Source organism: Streptomyces guryensis (assembly GCF_021261325.1).
GTDB lineage: Bacteria > Actinomycetota > Actinomycetes > Streptomycetales > Streptomycetaceae > Streptomyces > Streptomyces guryensis.
On record NZ_JAJSBI010000042.1, the window covers coordinates 1 to 16,133 of the forward strand.

A 16,133-nucleotide genomic window follows, 5' to 3' on the forward strand; every position below is an offset into this window, starting at 1 on the left:
AGTGAGGTTGGAGGGACACATCGGGCTCCTGGGGAACGAGGGCGGGACGTTCCAACGAGCCTGACGCAACATCACGATCGTTAACTGCCGTCCTCAAGATTCCCGACAGAGTCGCTCATTGGGATTGCCGTCCCGGCGGGGGCCGTTGCATGTGTGCGGTTGTGTTGCGCCGACTGTAGGGCAGGCAACCAGCCCGAAATCCAGCTGAGTTGGCGATGTTCACTCGCGAGGGTGAGCCTTGGAAAAGACCGCCCGTCGCACCGCAGCACGGGCGGCCGGGTTCCGGTACCGATGCCGGTTCCGGGAGGGCGACTTCGGCCCAGACGGTCTTGCGCGGATACGGTCCCGGTGCGGCGCCCCAGCGGTCGGCCAGCGCGTCGACGAGGACGAGCCCCCGGCCGGACTCGGCGTCGGGAGCGGGGAGTTGGGCGCACGGCGGCCGGTCACCGCGCGTGTCGGTGACCTCGATACGAAGGGTGCCGCCGACCACGTAGAGAGTGAGCCGGAAGTCGCGTCCCGGTACGCGGCCGTGGGTCGCCGCATTTGCCGCCAACTCCGCCACGATGTGCGCCGCCGGGTCCAACGGGAGCCCCCAGGAGCGGAGTTGCTCGGTGGCCAGGAGGCGGGCGAGGCGGGCTCCGCGGGGCGTCGGGGAGAGGAGGACGCTGAAGTTGCGGATGGAGGCGGCGGTTTCTTGATTCACGTCACTCAGCGTGGCGGCGTCTGCCTACTGTGAACAGTGACGACGCGGTTGCGTAGAGCGACTGTCCAGGGCTTGTCCAGGCGTGTCCAAGCTGTCGGGACAGTGCGTACGGGTAGGGGCGTCGCGGCACGGTCGTGCGACGGAGGGGTGCGGGATGTCGGTGGATGGCGAGGCGGTACGGCTCAGGACCGAGGCGGATGAGCCGGGTTGGGAGGTGGACCCGGACGACGAGTGGGGTGTGGCCGTCATCGCCACCGTGGGGCGGCAGTTGAGGCTGCGGCGGGAGGCGGTGGGGATGCGGGTACCCGAGTTCGGGGCGGCGGTCGGGTACGGCGACGACATGGTCTACAAGATCGAGGCGGGGAAGCGGATTCCGCGCCAGCAGTATTTGGACACGGCGGACGAGGTGCTGGGGGCGGGCGGGCTCATCTCGGCTACGTGGGAGGACGTGAAGAAGGTCCGGTACCCGAAGAAGGTGCGGGAGCTGGGGAAGCTGGAGGAGAAGGCGGCCGAGATCGGCGTGTATGAGTGCAACAGCGTCCATGGGCTGTTGCAGACGCCAGACCATGCGAGGGCCCTGTTCGAGGCAGCGCAGCCGCCGTACTCCCAAGACGACGTGGAACGCATGGTGACTGCACGTCTGTCCCGGCAGTCGGTCTTCGAGCGTGACCCTGCCCCGTCCATCCACTTCGTGCTGGAAGAAGCAGTGGTACGCCGACAGGTCGGGGGCACAATGGTGTGGCGACAGCAGCTCGAACATCTGCTGGAGGTAGGGAGGTTGCGAAGCGTCACGCTTCAGGTCATGCCGACGAACAGCGATGCCCACCCGGGCCTGGATGGCAAGATCGAGTTGCTCAAGTTCCCGGACGGCACAGCGGTGGGGCGCTCGGACAGCGCCTTCAACGGCCGCCCCATCACCGATCCAAAACAGCTCCGCATCCTTGATCTGCGGTATGGCACCATCCGGGCTCAGGCTCTCCCGCCCCGAGAGTCGCTGGCCTTCATCGAGCAACTGCTGGGAGAAACATGATCCGCAAGACCGCTGCCGGGGACGCCTCCGAACTGGTGTGGTTCAAGAGCAGCTACAGCAGCGGCACCGATGGCAACTCCTGCGTCGAAGTCGCGCTGGGCTGGTCCAAGAGCAGCTACAGCAGTAGCAGCGAGGGTGACTCCTGCGTCGAGGTGGCCACCACCCCCGGCGCAATCCACGTCCGCGACTCCAAGCACACCGCAGGCCCCCAGCTCGCCCTGGCCCCCCAGGCATGGTCAGACTTCGTAACGTACGCCTCCGAAGCCTGACCACCCTGCCCAGGCGGCAGGCACCGCACCCTCACCCCGCCGCACCCTCACCCCGCCGCGACCTCCGCCCCGGCGGCGACCGGCACCGTAGCCGCCCCCGCCGTCGTCGGAATCCGCCGCATAAGAGCGCCGTACCCCACGGCGGCAACCGTGCCGACGACCGCGCACACCCCCCACAACCACTCCGCCCCGAACCGGTCGATCACCACCCCGGACATCAGCGGAGCGACAAGCGCGGCGAGGGACCAGGACAAGGTGTACACGCCCTGGTAGCGCCCCCGCCCGTGCACGGGCGACAGCCGAACGACCAGTCCCGTCTGCGTGGGCGCGTTGACCATCTCGCCCAGAGTCCACACGCACACGGTGAGAGCGAAGACGCCGACCGACCCGGCGAAGGCGGTGAGTCCGAGGCCGTACCCGGCCAGCAGGGACGAGACGACGAGCAGCCGCCGGGGATCCCGACGCTCGATGAACCGGGTGACGGGGATCTGCAGCGCGACGATCAGAACGCCGTTGACGGCGATGGCCATGCCGTAGTCGGCGGGCGTGAATCCGGCCTGGCCCATGGCGACGGGCAATCCGACGGACCCCTGCTGAAAGACGAGGGCGACCAGGAACGACAGCCCGACGACCCCCATGTACCGCTTGTCGCGGAGGACGGCACCGAGACCGACGACGTCCTCCCGCGCCCCCTGGGAGACGGCGACAGCCGGCCGTGACTCGGGCAGCTTCAGAAAGACGACGACCGCACAGACGGCGGTCATCCCGGCCTCGATCAGAAACCCGGCGCGATAGCTGAACTCGGCGATGAACCCGGCGACCATGGAGGAGACGGCGAACCGTCGCCGAGCCAGACTCGGCGCCCCATCTCATCCAGCTCGACCTTGAGACGCTGGCACTCTGGGATGGCTCTGCGTAGCAGTCGCCAGTAGTCGGCACCATGGCCCGGGATCCGGATGTGCGCCAGTTCATGGGCGATCACATAGTCCACGAGGCGTATCGGAAGCTGGAAGACCGCCCAGTGCAGCGCCATGCGCCCAGTAGAGACTCCTCTGCCGCTGTCAGGGATGTACGCCCCCCATCGGAGACCCAAGTCCCGTACCTCCACTCGCGGCTCAGTCACGTCCATGCGGGCTGCCCACGGCTGAAGCCTGCCTAGGGACCAGGCCGCTCCGGTCTGCTGGTACCAATCGACTAGAGCCTTGCGCCCAGCAGCCTGATCTGAGGCGAAGGCTCGATCCAACCGTAGACGTCCGGCCTGCAGTCGAACTGGTTCGGCGTCCGCGTCCACCAACAGCAGGCGACAATCGCGCCCCAGGTAGCGGAACACGGTGCCGTCGATCAGGTCGACCGAGGCGTGGGCTGGCCGGAAGCGGTCGCGCAGCCGGGCTTTGTCCGCGATCCAGTCCTCGTGGGCCCGCACGAACGCTCGTGCACGCTCTTCGTCGCAGTCCGGCGGCGTGCGTAGGATGACGGACCCGTCCCGCTCGACAGTCAGGCCGAGCCGAGTGCGGCGGCCACTGACGCGGATGTGCAGTTGCAGCTCTCCGACGTGCAAGAGCTGGCCGTCGGAGAGGTTTCCGGCGACCGGATCCCCTGGCGACGGGAGCGGCGAGGATGAGGGTGGCACGTTAACAATTGTGCCTACCGCTCTTCCCGAAACTCCTGAACGTGCTCCTGTACGTGGTTCACGATGTGTCGGGCTACTGCACGCACCTCATCGGTGCCGCCCGACTCGGCCTCCAGGCCATCGGCACGCAGCCGCTCGGTCACGTGGGCGGTCAGCCGGGTCACATGCTTGCCCTGGGCCCGGTAACCGACACTGCGGACCTGTTCACGTACCACTTCGTACACACTAGCCGACAGAGCGCGCAGCTTGGCAGGTTCCGGCGGCCTGATGGCCGTACGGCTGTCGATACCGCTTTTCAGCCAGCCGTGCAGACGGCGTTCCATCAGAGTCGCCCCGGACAGGAGCGGGTCGTCGTCCTGTTCCTGGCGCACCTGGGTGATCAGACCAGCCAGCTGGTCGATCTGCCATCGGGCGTCCATGTTCTCCAGCACTTCCTTGAGTGCCTTGGACAGCTGTTTGTACTTCGCCTCGTCCTCCCTGCGAACGCGCTCCTCCAGGTGGTAGCGCAGGGCGTGTTCCATCTCCGCGGCGGCTTCCCGGGGATCTTCGATGGACTGGACGGCATCGTCGAAGGCCTCGGAGAGGATCGACACAGGCGGGATGACCTGGATGATCTCGGGCGCCTCCAGATGCTCGGCGATCAGCGCCCGCACCTTGCGGCCGTATCCGCGCAGGCTGAAGAGCCCGCCCGGCGCGTCCCGGTAGTGGCGGCGCACGCGCTGCTGGAGCAGGGCCCAGCGCTTCGCGTCGCGAAGGAAGCCCAGTGCGTCCTCGTGCGGCAGCACTCGCTCCAGCGTGCCCAGAAACTCCCCGAGCTCCTTGTCGAACAGAGCCCGGTCATCCTCGTGGCACAGGGCGAGCATGGCGCGCGCCCGGCCGCCGCGCGTGTCGAGGTCGTTCCCGCTGATGTTCTTGTCGGCGAGGAAAGCCTGCACCTTCTTGGCGGCCTCCCCGGTATCCGCGACGGCGGACTCGACATCCCGCAGGCTCGCGCGCACGGCGGGAGCCTCCTTGCCGTAACCGGACAAGGCGTCGCTGAGCGGGGCTAGTACGCCGTAATAGTCGACGACCGTGCCGCCCTCCTTGCCCGATGCTGGGCGGTTGACGCGGGCGATGGCCTGGAGCAGCTCCGCGTCCCGGATGGGCCGGTCCAGGTACAGCACCTGCTCACCTGGCGCGTCGAAGCCGGTCAGCAGCATCGACTTGACGATGAGGAAGGTGACCGGCGCCTCCTCCGGGATGCTGGACGTTTGCACAGGAGCAGGGGCGCTCCACGGCTGCTTGGCGATCATTCCCATGCGCGGCAGGATCGGCTGCGGCGTGTAGGTCACGCCCCACGGGTTGTCCCTGGGAAGCTGCGGCAGGTCTTCGAGAAAGCGCTCGATGTGCTGCTTCTGCTGGTTCTCCTCGGTCCACTCCCGCCAGAGGCCGTTCTTCCGCTCACCGCCGGCGGAGATCACCGGCACGAACTCCATACGCCGGATGATCTCCTGGAACCTCCAGGCCCAGTACAGAACCCGGTCCTTCTCCGCGAAGTCCCTGGGCTCGGCTCCGCGAAGCCGCTCGGGAAGCCGGCCCTGCGGCGCGAACTCGGCGACTTCCTCCAGGAGTTCGGCCCGTACGTCCCGCAAGGCGTGCCGGTACTCCACGGTGGCACGGCGGCTGACCACGGCCACCTGAGCCTTGAAACCGCCCGATAGCACGTGCGCGACATAGTGCCGCAGCATGTCGTCGGCCTTCGCCCGGATCATCGTCACGGACTCGGCGACATCACGCTCGGTGAGCTGGCTGTACTTCTTCCTGAGGACCTTGCGTTGTTCCTCGGTGCGGTCGGCGATGAGGTTCTCGAACTTGGCGTCGAGGTCCTCGCCTTGGCGTACGTCGGCGGGACCGGTGCGCCCTTCATAGCGGATGGGAACGACGACCTTGTCGTGCTCGGCCTCCGCCATCATGTACTTGTCGATGAAGGGGCCGAAGATCCGCTCGGTGTCCCGGAGCTTGCCTTCCATGATCGGGGTTCCGGTGAAGCCGATCCGGGCCGCGTTCGGTGCGGCCTGGCGAAGGCAGGTATGGAGCATGGACGTGTGGGAGCGGTGCGCCTCGTCGATGAGGACGAGGACTTTGGTGGACTCGGTACACCGAGGAAACCGGAGCGGTTCGGTGTCCGGTACGGGATCGGTGGCCTCGGCGGATTCCACGCCCGCTGCGATCCGTTGCCGTACGGCCTTGTACTCGTCGGCGAGCGACCGGTCGTCGCCGCCTCCGCCCGTGCTCGTGAACCCGGCAACGCCGAACTTCTGGATCATGGCGAAGACGACATGCCGCCCGCCGACCCGTAGCATGCCCTCGATGTCAGCCTGCCGCTCGGCGGTCTTGATGGAACGGCCGCCCCTCCTGATGGCCGCGTCGAGCTGGTCCTGCAGCTGAGTGCGGTCGGTGACCACGAGAAGGGTGTACGTGTTCAGCGCCTCGTCGCGGCTCATGTGCAGCCGCCGGGCGAGGAAAGCCATCGTCAGGCTCTTGCCGGAACCCTGGGTATGCCAGATGACACCGCCACGTTCGTCCTCGGTGGCACCCGGGTCCAGCCTGGTACGCCGGTTGCGCAGCCGGTGGACGATTTTCTCGACGGCACGGTACTGCTGGTGCCGGCAGACGGCCTTGGTCTTCGGGGCGCCGTGGGAAGCGTCTGCAGTCTGCTTCCTCCCGCCGCTCTTTCCCGGCTGCCGCTTCTTCTCCTTGAGGGGCATGGCGAAGACGTAGTGCCGCAGGATGTTGAGTAGGTTGACGGGCTTGAGGACGGCGGCGACGAGCTGTTGCTGCTCGGTCGGCTCCTCGCCTGCCTCCAACAGTTTGGGCGTGACGTCGACCTGCCGTAGGGCGTCTCTGAGCTCGTCTGTGTTCTTGTAGTCGGGCTCGACGCTGCGCCACGGGGCGAAGTCGCGCAGCCGGGAGGTGATCGTGCCGAGCTGGGCGGTGGTGCCCGCGGCGGCGATCAGCAGCTGGACGGTCTTGAAGAGCGCGGGGATTCCGCGGGGCCTCTCGCGCGGATCACGCTCGTCGGCGTCGCACTCGACGGGGTTTCCGGTGTACGCACGCAGGTCCCGGATCGCGAGCCCGACCGGATCCTGGAGATCCGGGCTCTTGCACTCGACGACGGCGACAGGGATTCCGTTCACGAAGAGGACGAGGTCGGGGATCTCCTCGTATCCGGCGGGGGTGCGCACCCTCAATTGCGAGACAACGAGAAAGTCGTTTCGCTCCTTGATCTGCTCTTCGTTCTCGATCTCCCAGTCGATGTACTGGACGATGACGTCGTGGCCCTTGTGGTGGACGGCGTGCCCGCGCATCGGAGGCGCACCGTGCAGCAGGAGGTCGGTGGCCTGGAAGTTGGCATCGTGGAGATTTCGTCCCTGCGGGCCGATGGATACGCTCTCCAGCGTGGCTATGGCCCGGGTCGCGTGCCCGTCCTGGTCTTCGGTGTCGATCCACTCGGCATTGCTGTCGTGAAGCCGATTGACCCGTCGGATAGCCTTGGTGAGACGGTTCTTCAGGAGTACGTCGGTGTAGTCGCGCTCCTTGCCATCGGCGAGGTCCTTGCCGGTGACGTGGGTCCAGCCCAGGGACTCCAGCTGCCGGATGAACGGGGTTTCCACCTCGTCCCGCTCAATCTCACTGCGCGCCCCGCCCCGCACCGCCACTCCGCACCCCTCCTCGCCTTCAAGGAGCCGACGCGCTGTGTGATGACGGCCGCTCGGTCGGCCTCCCCGGTTGCCTATCGGTCCATTGTGCGGCAGGGAGAGCGGGGGATGTGCGTGATCACGCCAAAGGCGTGGAGTGCGGCTCCTTGCTGGAGGGGCTGTGTCTGGGGCCTTTGAGCCGCCGTCAGGTACAGGCAGCCGAGCCCCGCGACTCTCGGCGACGCGCAGGGCCTCGGTCAGCAGGGCGGACAGGTTCCGGAGCTCACCCGGGCCGGCCTTGGGGTCGTCAAGCAACCCCTCCGCATGGCCCAGCAGTTCACTTCCCATGTCGAGCTGAACGGACTCAATGTTGTTGGCAAGCCGGGACAGGTAGCCGCCCTCGTTGTCGTAGGCGAGGAGGCGGGTGGTGGTGCGGTCGGATGGCTCATTCCGCAGCCACCCCCACACCGTGGATCCCCGGCGTGTGCCGATGTCGATGCCATGAGTGGCCAGCCAGGGGGCGCGGCCTCCTACTCTACGGCGGATCCCTGAAACCCTTCAGCAGGCAACCGGTCCCGTTGGCCATTCGCCATCCGTGCTGCTGAGATGGCCATTGTGTACGCGCGGCGCTACTTCTAGAAGGGCATGAAGTGAAAGATCTCCAGGTACGGCGGCTCGCATCGACCCTAACTAGCAAGTTCAGTAAATTTCTGGACATGTCGGACCTGGATGGAAGGCCTGAGGAGATACGTCGGCAAGCCTTCCTTAGCCGCGGCCTCGCCGCACTAGCGGTCCATGAGCTCACCGGGCTGGATCTGGAGCACTCATCCCTCTGTGTCATTGATGGATTCGATGACGAAGGAATCGATGCTGTGGCCGTCGACACGGATGGTGAATTTCCGCGTCTTTGGCTTGTGCAAGCCAAATGGAGCAGCAAGGGAAATGCCACATTCGATAGCGATGCATTTCGCGCCCTCAAAGACGGCTTGGACAAGCTGGTGAAAGGGCAGTATGAGCGCTTTAATGGAAAACTTCAGGCTATGGTGCCCGATATTAATCGAGCGCTCGATAATGCTCGGTCTCAGATCATACTGGTACCTGCCCTTGCTGGAGAGCAGAAGATTTCCCCGAGGGTTCGGCTGGAATTCCTTGATCTGCAAAAAGAGCACGGCGAAGAAAATATGAAAATTCAGCCGCTTCTACTGTCTGACTTCGTCGCATCGATCCGCTCTGGGCTTGAGGATCCGCAGATTAATCTGAAGGTCCGCATGGCTGATCCACGTTATGAAGGTGAGCCATACCTGGCTTATTATGGAAATGTTTCGGCGGACCAGATTGCGCAATGGTATGCGGATGAGCGCCACCGCCTCTTCAAGCGCAATGTTCGCTACCCTCTCGGGTTGACGAGGGTGAACTCGGATCTCGTAGAGACGCTTCTGCGTAATCCGGAAAATTTCTGGTACTTTCACAACGGAATTACTGTTCTCTGTGACCGTCTGGATGCAGGTGTAAGGGGGCATCTCGAACTAATCGGAGCCAGTGTCGTGAATGGCGCGCAGACGGTGGCCTCAATCCATGAGGCTTATAGCCAGGATCCCGCCGCCGTGGCTAGAGCTCGGATTGGCGTGCGGATAATTTCGCTGGAGGACGCGCCCCGGAATTTCGGCCAACAGGTAACGATGTCGACCAACACGCAGAACGGCATGGCTCCTCAGGACTTCAGGGCTCAAGATAAAATTCAGGAGCGGCTCCGGCTCGATTTTGATGTCACCGTTGGTAAGAGATATGTGACGAAGCGCGGAGAGGCGGCGCCGGCACGCGATGAAGGCTGCAGCATGCTGGAGGCAGCAGTTGCTATGGCCTGCTGCAATGATGATGCGGAAATGTCATTTCGTGTTGAGTCCGGAGAGCGGAGACTCTGGAACGATGACACGTACTTTCCGATATTTCGGAACGCGAGTGCGACCAAGGTGTGGCGTGCAGTTCAGGTAGTTCGTGAGATTAAGCGAGTTTTGGATGAAACTCAGAGTGATAGAGAGGGAAAGGGGGCCCAACTGGGCGAGCGAGGAGAATTCCTGATCTCTCATCTTGTTTTTCAGGTGAATGAAGGTTGGGCTACTCGCGTTGATGAAGATTGGGATGAGATTGTTGACAAAATTCCCGCATGTGTTGATAGCTCTCTTCGATGGGTAATGCGGCACATCGATTCTGGGGTTGCTGGAACCGTGCAGATAGGCGGGATTTTTAGGCTCGCCGAGCGGTACACGCAAATTGCGGCCCTTGCTTTGCAGGGGCTTAAGTCTGGCCGCATGGCTCCAGATCTAGCCGACGAATATCGTGCAGCAGAGCGTGAGAAGCGTGCCAGGCAGGCTAATGCGGTCCATGTCATCGTGGACGCGGGGATCCTGGAGGAGGGAACACTGCTCGAATTCCGTCCGGTGACTGGGCCGGAGCGGAAAGCGCTGGCGGCGTGGGTTGCTGCGGATTCGCGCAGGTCTCGCGCCACATGGGTGGAGAGTAAGAACTCTCCACTGCTCTGGCAATGGGATGGGAAGAGGTACTCGCCGAGCAAGCTTGTTCAAGTTATGTTCGAAAATGCCCAGAAAAGTGGCCCTAAAGCCGTCCAGGGTACGCGCCGCTGGTTCGTTCCGGAACAGGGATCCCTGGTTGATATCGCAGATAGGATTCGAGGTGAACTGGGCGATCAAGAATAGTCACTGAGACCTGTTAGTTAGATGAGGGGCGATCGCCAGAAAACGTCTCAGTGGGGCGACATTTGCTGGTGCAGCATCACGTCTGGACTTTATCAACTAGCAGGTTGTCTGCCAGTCCCAGGGCGAGCTGCCGGAGCTTCGCTAGCTCGGCCTGTTCGTGACGGATCTGTTCGTCGCAGGCCGCGAGCGCTTGCACGATCCGGGCCTGTTCACCCAATGAGACGGGTAGGTCGATCTCCAGCTCGCGCAGGCGGGTTGGATTAACGTTGACCTGCTGGACAGCGACGGTTGAAATGGCCTTTACGCGCTGGCGGATGAGCGGATGCTGAAGCCACTCGACTAGATACTCGGGCAGGAGTCGGTTCTTGTCCGGGTTCAGGCGAACCAGGTAGGAGGCGAATGTTGCCTTCGGTAGCTCTCCGCCCCAGAGAGCGGCTTTACCGACATGCTCGATACTGTTCGTTCGATTGAATAGGACGTCACGGTGGCGAAGTTGTAGTCGTTCGGGGACGGTGACAGGGGAGTAGCGGAGGTCGGCGATGTCAGGCTGGCCTTCGTTGATGTTATTCATGCGCAAGACGGGCATGCCGCCGGGGTCGTTAACCAGTGCTTCCGAGATGCCGTATTCAGCGAATGGAACAATTTCCTTGAGTGGAATGCGGGCCCATCCTGTGGGACTCGATGTCTGGGTGATCGGCTTCATAGCTGCGAGCAAGATGCCCAGGCGAATGTGTCGATTCTTTGCGATGGATTCCTCGACAGAGCGTTCCAGGTCTGACTCGGCAGTTAGGATGTTGACGATCCGCTGCTGGTCTGTGAGTGGTAGCACTGGGAATTGAAGTGCGGCAAACCGGCTCCCACCCAAGTGAGAGATGCTTGTTTTCTCTGCAATATTTGCGAAGACACCCTGGCGGCGCCAGTTCACGAAGACCGCCTGAGCATACTGGGGTAGGATTTCCGGCCCAGGGCGAAAACGAATCAGTGTGTTCTGGAAGTAGTATGTGTCAGGGGCGCCTTCGTAGATGGCGCTTCGGCCGACCATCCCCAGGTTTTCCTGCCCCTCATTCAGCAGGATGTCCCCGGGGCGCAATGCGTAAGTGACCTGTTCCGAGGCAGAGAATCCCATGTACTTCACATCGGCATACGTGATTCGTCCTTCGTAGACATTCGCGACGCGGAGGTAGGGCAGTTGAGTCCCTGAGTTGCGGCTGGCCGGCGAGAGCTGCTTCCCCATGCGGACCTCGCCCAGCTCTCCCACCGGCACCCAGCGGATTTCGGCCTCACGCCCCATAGCCGAGCTCCTTCAGGAAACCTTCAAGCTTCGCTGCCGTCGCAGTTCGCCGCGCCTCAACGTCATGCAAAGACACTGCGTACTTGCCCTCCCAAGTTCCATACGCCGAAACCAGCTCCCGCCGCCTCCGGACTACGTGCGCCTCCAGCTTGGCCGCAAGGTCGTCCCGCAGAATGCCCAGTACGGTGTCTCGCTCCTTGTGCGCCTTCTTGAGGGCATCACATGCTTGGTATAGACCGGATTCGGCCGGTCGCTCAGACGATGCGTCCACTCCGACGTCGAGCAGAGTCTGCTGCCCCTCACCCTGCGCGGCCGAAGTCCGCCCTGACGTCTTTGGCTTCGACTGCTTCACCTTCCGCGCAGAATCCAGTGGCCAGAAGTCGTCCTCCAGTTTCTTCACCGCGGCATTCGCCTTCGCGCGGTCACGCTTCAGCTTGGCCAATTCCTCGGCGGTGAGAGGTTGCTGGGCTGTGGATTCGGCGTCGGGCTCGTCGGAGTCGTCGGCAAGGCCCGCCGCCGAAGCAGCCGTGTCCGCCTCCTGCGCCGCCTTCCACTTCCCGTCCAGCTCCGCCTTCAGCGCGTCCGCCTCAGCCAGCCTCCGCAGGAAACCGGGAGCGATGGCGGCGACCACCTTGTGGTCGTAAGCTTGCCGCCGCTCCGCCCCTGACCGCTTCCGCGTACCGCCCGTGCGCGGATCCCGGTCCGGTTCGAGCATCGTCTCGACCGTCTCCACCCAGCCGTCTACGACGCCAACAAAGCCGTTCCCAGCGAGGGCCATCAACTCGTACTTGGCCTCGTGCCACCAGCCGGCGACCGCGCCGGCCAGCGCGTACCGGTCCAGGAGACCCACCTTGCCGAGCCGAGTGGTGAACGTGTCGATCAAGCTGGCGCGCAGACGAGCGAGTTGGCGCCTGCGCTCGCTCTCGGTGCGATCATCCTCGCCGTCCTCAGGCGGTGCCAAATCCGCGATCGCCTCGGACTCGGCACCCCACCACTCATCGAACGCCGCTCGCAGCTCCGCTTCCCGGGGTGCCGCCAACTCGACGAGCCTGTTTGCGTCGGGGCGACCCGCCTCCACAGGCAGGAAGGCGACGTAAGCCTCATCCCCGTCTCGCCTTGCGAACAGGTCGTCGATCCCGATTCCGTACGCGTCGAGCAGGTCCCGCCGCGCTTCGACCTCCGCGACCGGCACTCCGCCCCGCAGATGTGCCCGCACGTCCTGCGGCTCCGGCGGCGGTGTGTTGTCCACGTACCGGCGGATGTTGAGGTTGTAGTCCTTGTTGCGGATCTCATCGCGGTCGACCAGCCGAGCGAAGTCGGCCCCCACATCGTCAACCTTCGTTGCGTGCTCTGTCGCATGGAACGTCGAGACGATCTTCTCCACATGCTCAGGTAGCAGCACATTCTGCGCGCGCTCGGCGTGGAACTCACGGTCCGCGTTGATGAAGAGCACCTTGCCACGTCGGTCGCCGAGCTTCTCGCCTCCGGAGCGCAGCACCAGTACGCAGGCCGGGATGCCCGTCCCGTAGAAGAGGTTCGGGGCGAGGCCGATGACCGCCTCGATCAGGTCGTCCTCGACCAGCTTCGCGCGGATCTCCTTCTCCGTGCTTCCGCGGAACAGGACACCGTGCGGCATGACCGTGAAGACCGATCCGCCCGCGTCCTTCACCATCGCCAGCATGTGCTGGAGGAACATCAGGTCCGCCTTGCCGCGCTCGGACGTCTGCCCGTACGGCATACGGTCCTCGACGTCGTTGATGGCCGACTTGTTGTAGTCCATGGAGAAGGGTGGATTGCTCAGGACCAGGTCGAAGTTGCGCTCGACGTGCAGCGGATTGCTGAGGGTGTCGCCGGTGTGCAGTTCGAAGTTGTGGGCACCGTGGAAGAGCATGTTCATGGTGGCCATGACCCAGGAGCCGCTGTTGGCGTCCTGCCCTGCCAGGAACAGGTTCTCCGAGTTTCCGCCGTGCTCGTCGATGTACTCCTTGGCATGGATGAGCATGCCGCCGGAACCGACGCACGGGTCGTAGACGCGCAGGGGAGCGCTTGGCCGGGCAAGCTCCACCATCATGCGCACCACCGCACGTGGGGTGTAGAACTCGCCGCCCTTGCTGCCGGCCGAGTCGGCGAACTCCTTGATCAGGTATTCGTACGCCGCGCCGATCATGTCCGGGAACTCGAAGTCCTCGCCGCGCAGCCGCAGGGTGCCGAAATGCTGGATCAAAGCCTCTAGCCGCTGGTCGGCAAGTCGTGCGGCGGCCGAACCGCTTCCAGATCCGCCGCCGATCCGGTTGAAGTTGATGTGGCTGAAAAGGTTCTCGAGATCCTCGTTGCCCTCCTGAGCCTCAAGCGCATCGAGCGCAGGCAGCAGGAATCGCGTGGCGACATCGTCGGTGGCACCCATCAGCACGTCCCAGCGCGCTTTCTTCGGGACATAGAGGACGCGTCGTACGACGTACTTGTCGACGTTCTCGGCTTCCGCCTCGGCCTCGGCCTGGGACCTTCCCTTGGCCACTTCCTCCGTGATGATCAGGTCGCGCGTGGCCTCGAACTCGTCGTTGACCCGCTTCAGGAAGAGCAGGACGAAGATGTAGTCCTTGTATTCGGCGGCGTCCATCGTGCCGCGCAGAATGTCCGCCGCCGCGAAGAGGTGGCGTTCGAGCTGCGCGAGCGTGAGCTTGGCCACGGAAACGGCTCCCTGTGCTCTTGTGCGGGTCTGGGTACGGCCTGAAGCGTACGGCGCACAAGGAGATTCGTGAAAACCCGCAGTGGGGCACGCTGTGTACTGCTACGCGCACAGGGTGAAGCTGCCGAGCGAGCTAGTAGTCGGTGACTTGCAGACCCTCCTCCACAAAGCGCCAAACATCCGTGTACGGGTCGCGACAGCTGTGGAGTACGTGCTCGGGGTGCTGGAAGTTGATCCGCTGGGCGCGCGCCTTGGCCTTGGAGAATCCGTCCACGTCACTCTTGAGGATTTGTGAAGGCAGCACGACCTTCGCCTCCTCCTTGGACATGCGCGGTATGACGAAGGGCAGCCGCCTGGTCGCGTCGTCGCATACCCCGCCGAACGTACTCGTGTAGTCCTTGCAGTGCAGCAGCCGCCACAGCTCGAAGCAGGGGTGGGAGAAGGCGACCTCCAGTCCGTCCGTTTCCCTGGCCGTGTCGATCACCTTGTCGACACCCTGGTGCTGGTCGCGGTCGATAAGGCACCAGACCGTGGTCCAGCGCGTGCCCCTCGGAGGGGCGGGCCACTTCTCCCGCTTGGCTTTCCTGTTCTCCTCGCGGAGCTTGCCGAGGGCCCGGTCGAGTAGGTCCAGAGGCTTGCGACCGTAGGTCGGATTCCGAGGGCCCTTCGTACCGCCGTGGGTGCGCTCGTCGTTGGCGATGTGCACGGAGAGTCGGATCCGCGGGTCGCGCAGCCCCTTGACGATGTCAATGTACTGGGGCTCGGTGAGTGTGCCCTCGGTGAAGACCCACACGGTGGGCTGACGTTTGGAAGCGCGCTGAGTCCGCTCCGTCGAGTCCTTGCCTCGTGTCCGACTCGTCATCAGGCCCGCCCAGCCTCCATCTCTGTGAAACGTGCCGCCAGCAGGCGGCGTGCGATCTGCCCCTCGGTGATATCCGGTACGGCCCCGAACACCCCGGCCAGATAGGAATTCGTCAGGTCCTCCAGCTCGCCGGGCTCGGCCGCCGTCAGCGGATAGAGCTCGGTGGCGCCGGTCTCGTCCTTCTCTGTCAGCCAGACCTGGCCCGGGTCCATCAGCCTGCCGTCGCTGGGTGTGCGCAGCAGTGAGGGGTCGTGGGAGGTGAACACCAGTTGTGCACCACGGGTGTTGACGAGAGGGTCGTGGAAGAGGCGTACGACTTCTGCTGCGAAGCGGGGATGCAGGCTTGAGTCCAGCTCGTCGACGAGGAGTACAGCGCCCTCGTCCAGGGCGAGCAGCAGCGGGCCGAGCAGGGCGAACCACGAGCGGGTGCCGAGGGATTCCTGGTCCCATTCGAGCAGGGTGCCGGAGACGTGGGTCAGGCGGACGCTGGGGGGCTGGCCGGGCTGCTGGTCGATCTCGGCGCCGGTGATTCCGAGATCCGCGACTCGGAGCAGTTCTTCGATGCGCTGTCGCGACTCCTCTTCCTGGAGCCGTTGAATGGTGAACGCCTCGCGTTCGTGCCGGTCGTCCTCCGGGTCGATCCACCAGAGGTTCCGGTCGAACCAGTGGAAGATCGGGGTCAACTGTGGATGGTTGTCGGTGCCCGCGTGTGAGAGGAAGAGCGCGTTCGCGCGGGTCGTGCGGGCCAGGCGTGCCCGGTCCTGGATCCGACCGCCGGGGAATTCGTACTCCTCGTCGCGGGAGGCGTCCCGGTCGAGCCAGACCTGGCGTCGTCCCCGCGGATAGGCGTGCAGCCATTCGGCTTCCACCCGGCTCGCGCTGAGTTCGTAGCCGTAGGTCCAGCGGATGCCGTCCTCGGCGACGAAGTCGACCTCATAGAAGGACGTGTCCTGCGCGGACTTGTCGTCCAGGGCGAACGGCTGGCGGCGAAGGCCGCCGTAGGTGGTCCACCTCGCGTACGAGTTGATCACCGCGTTGCGCATGTGGGCCAGCGCAGCCAGGACGTTGGACTTCCCCGAGGCGTTGGCGCCGAAGATGCCGAGCAGGGGGTAGACCTCGACGTTCTTGCCTCCTGCAAGCTCCACGGTTCGGGCAGGGCCGGGATCGTGCCCAGCGGGGACGGTGAAGGACAGCTCCTGCTCGTCGCGCAGTGATCGTACGTTCGCCACTCGGAATCTCAGCAGCACGCCAGCCTCCTCTCGTCGCGCACA

10 protein-coding genes and 1 pseudogene are annotated in these 16,133 nt (G+C 64.4%); 3 read left to right on the plus strand and 8 right to left on the minus strand.

Going from position 1 to position 16,133, the window contains the following annotated elements:
• Positions 1 to 115: 115 nt before the first annotated feature.
• The gene (locus tag LJ657_RS44815; RefSeq protein ID WP_232655488.1) at positions 116 to 703 is read right to left on the minus strand and encodes an ATP-binding protein; all 588 of its coding nucleotides are present in this window, start codon (positions 701 to 703) and stop codon (positions 116 to 118) included.
• A 154-nt stretch (positions 704 to 857) separates the two neighbouring features.
• On the opposite strand from LJ657_RS44815, the gene LJ657_RS44820 reads away from it, so the two are divergent.
• Together LJ657_RS44820 and LJ657_RS44825 are read left to right on the plus strand one after the other, a co-directional pair.
• A complete protein-coding gene (locus LJ657_RS44820) occupies positions 858 to 1,733 on the plus strand; it encodes a helix-turn-helix domain-containing protein (RefSeq protein ID WP_232655489.1) in 876 nt (291 codons plus the stop codon).
• Positions 1,730 to 2,002: a DUF397 domain-containing protein gene (locus LJ657_RS44825; protein WP_232655490.1), complete on the plus strand. Its 273-nt coding sequence runs from the start codon at positions 1,730 to 1,732 to the stop codon at positions 2,000 to 2,002. Before LJ657_RS44820 ends, LJ657_RS44825 begins: the two co-directional genes overlap by 4 nt.
• Positions 2,003 to 2,049: 47 nt before the next feature.
• On the opposite strand, the pseudogene LJ657_RS44830 reads toward LJ657_RS44825, so the two are convergent.
• From LJ657_RS44830 to LJ657_RS44840, 3 genes and pseudogenes are all read right to left on the minus strand, one after another.
• Positions 2,050 to 2,841: pseudogene (locus LJ657_RS44830) on the minus strand (MFS transporter); the annotation flags it as partial.
• On the minus strand, positions 2,778 to 3,632 hold the full coding sequence (locus LJ657_RS44835; RefSeq protein WP_232655491.1) for a M48 family metallopeptidase: 855 nt from the start codon (positions 3,630 to 3,632) through the stop codon (positions 2,778 to 2,780). The pseudogene LJ657_RS44830 and the gene LJ657_RS44835, both read right to left, overlap by 64 nt.
• Positions 3,633 to 3,646: 14 nt before the next feature.
• The gene (locus tag LJ657_RS44840; protein ID WP_232655538.1) at positions 3,647 to 7,330 is read right to left on the minus strand and encodes a type I restriction endonuclease subunit R; all 3,684 of its coding nucleotides are present in this window, start codon (positions 7,328 to 7,330) and stop codon (positions 3,647 to 3,649) included.
• Positions 7,331 to 8,025: 695 nt separating this feature from the next.
• Between LJ657_RS44840 and LJ657_RS44850 the strand changes: the two genes are divergently transcribed.
• A complete protein-coding gene (locus LJ657_RS44850) occupies positions 8,026 to 10,023 on the plus strand; it encodes an AIPR family protein (protein ID WP_232655492.1) in 1,998 nt (665 codons plus the stop codon).
• Between the two features lie 76 nt (positions 10,024 to 10,099).
• Here LJ657_RS44850 and LJ657_RS44855 read toward each other — a convergent pair whose 3' ends face one another.
• The 4 genes from LJ657_RS44855 to LJ657_RS44870 form a co-directional block, all read right to left on the minus strand.
• Positions 10,100 to 11,314: a restriction endonuclease subunit S gene (locus tag LJ657_RS44855; protein ID WP_232655493.1), complete on the minus strand. Its 1,215-nt coding sequence runs from the start codon at positions 11,312 to 11,314 to the stop codon at positions 10,100 to 10,102.
• The gene (locus tag LJ657_RS44860; protein WP_232655494.1) at positions 11,304 to 14,000 is read right to left on the minus strand and encodes a type I restriction-modification system subunit M; all 2,697 of its coding nucleotides are present in this window, start codon (positions 13,998 to 14,000) and stop codon (positions 11,304 to 11,306) included. The genes LJ657_RS44855 and LJ657_RS44860 overlap by 11 nt, the downstream gene beginning before the upstream one ends.
• A gap of 133 nt (positions 14,001 to 14,133) precedes the next feature.
• A complete protein-coding gene (locus tag LJ657_RS44865) occupies positions 14,134 to 14,862 on the minus strand; it encodes an RloB family protein (RefSeq protein WP_232655495.1) in 729 nt (242 codons plus the stop codon).
• Positions 14,862 to 16,109, minus strand: coding sequence for an AAA family ATPase (locus tag LJ657_RS44870; protein ID WP_232655496.1), 1,248 nt, complete (start codon positions 16,107 to 16,109; stop codon positions 14,862 to 14,864). The genes LJ657_RS44865 and LJ657_RS44870 overlap by 1 nt, the downstream gene beginning before the upstream one ends.
• Positions 16,110 to 16,133 lie beyond the last annotated feature (24 nt).

Bases quoted from the DNA above. Each gene is read 5' to 3' on its own strand.
- LJ657_RS44850 (WP_232655492.1), top strand. From the start codon at position 8,026: ATGTCGGACCTGGATGGAAGGCCTGAGGAGATACGTCGGCAAGCCTTC.
- LJ657_RS44865 (WP_232655495.1), bottom strand. From the start codon at position 14,862: ATGACGAGTCGGACACGAGGCAAGGACTCGACGGAGCGGACTCAGCGC.
- LJ657_RS44820 (WP_232655489.1), top strand. From the start codon at position 858: ATGTCGGTGGATGGCGAGGCGGTACGGCTCAGGACCGAGGCGGATGAG.
- LJ657_RS44825 (WP_232655490.1), top strand. From the start codon at position 1,730: ATGATCCGCAAGACCGCTGCCGGGGACGCCTCCGAACTGGTGTGGTTC.
- LJ657_RS44855 (WP_232655493.1), bottom strand. From the start codon at position 11,314: ATGGGGCGTGAGGCCGAAATCCGCTGGGTGCCGGTGGGAGAGCTGGGC.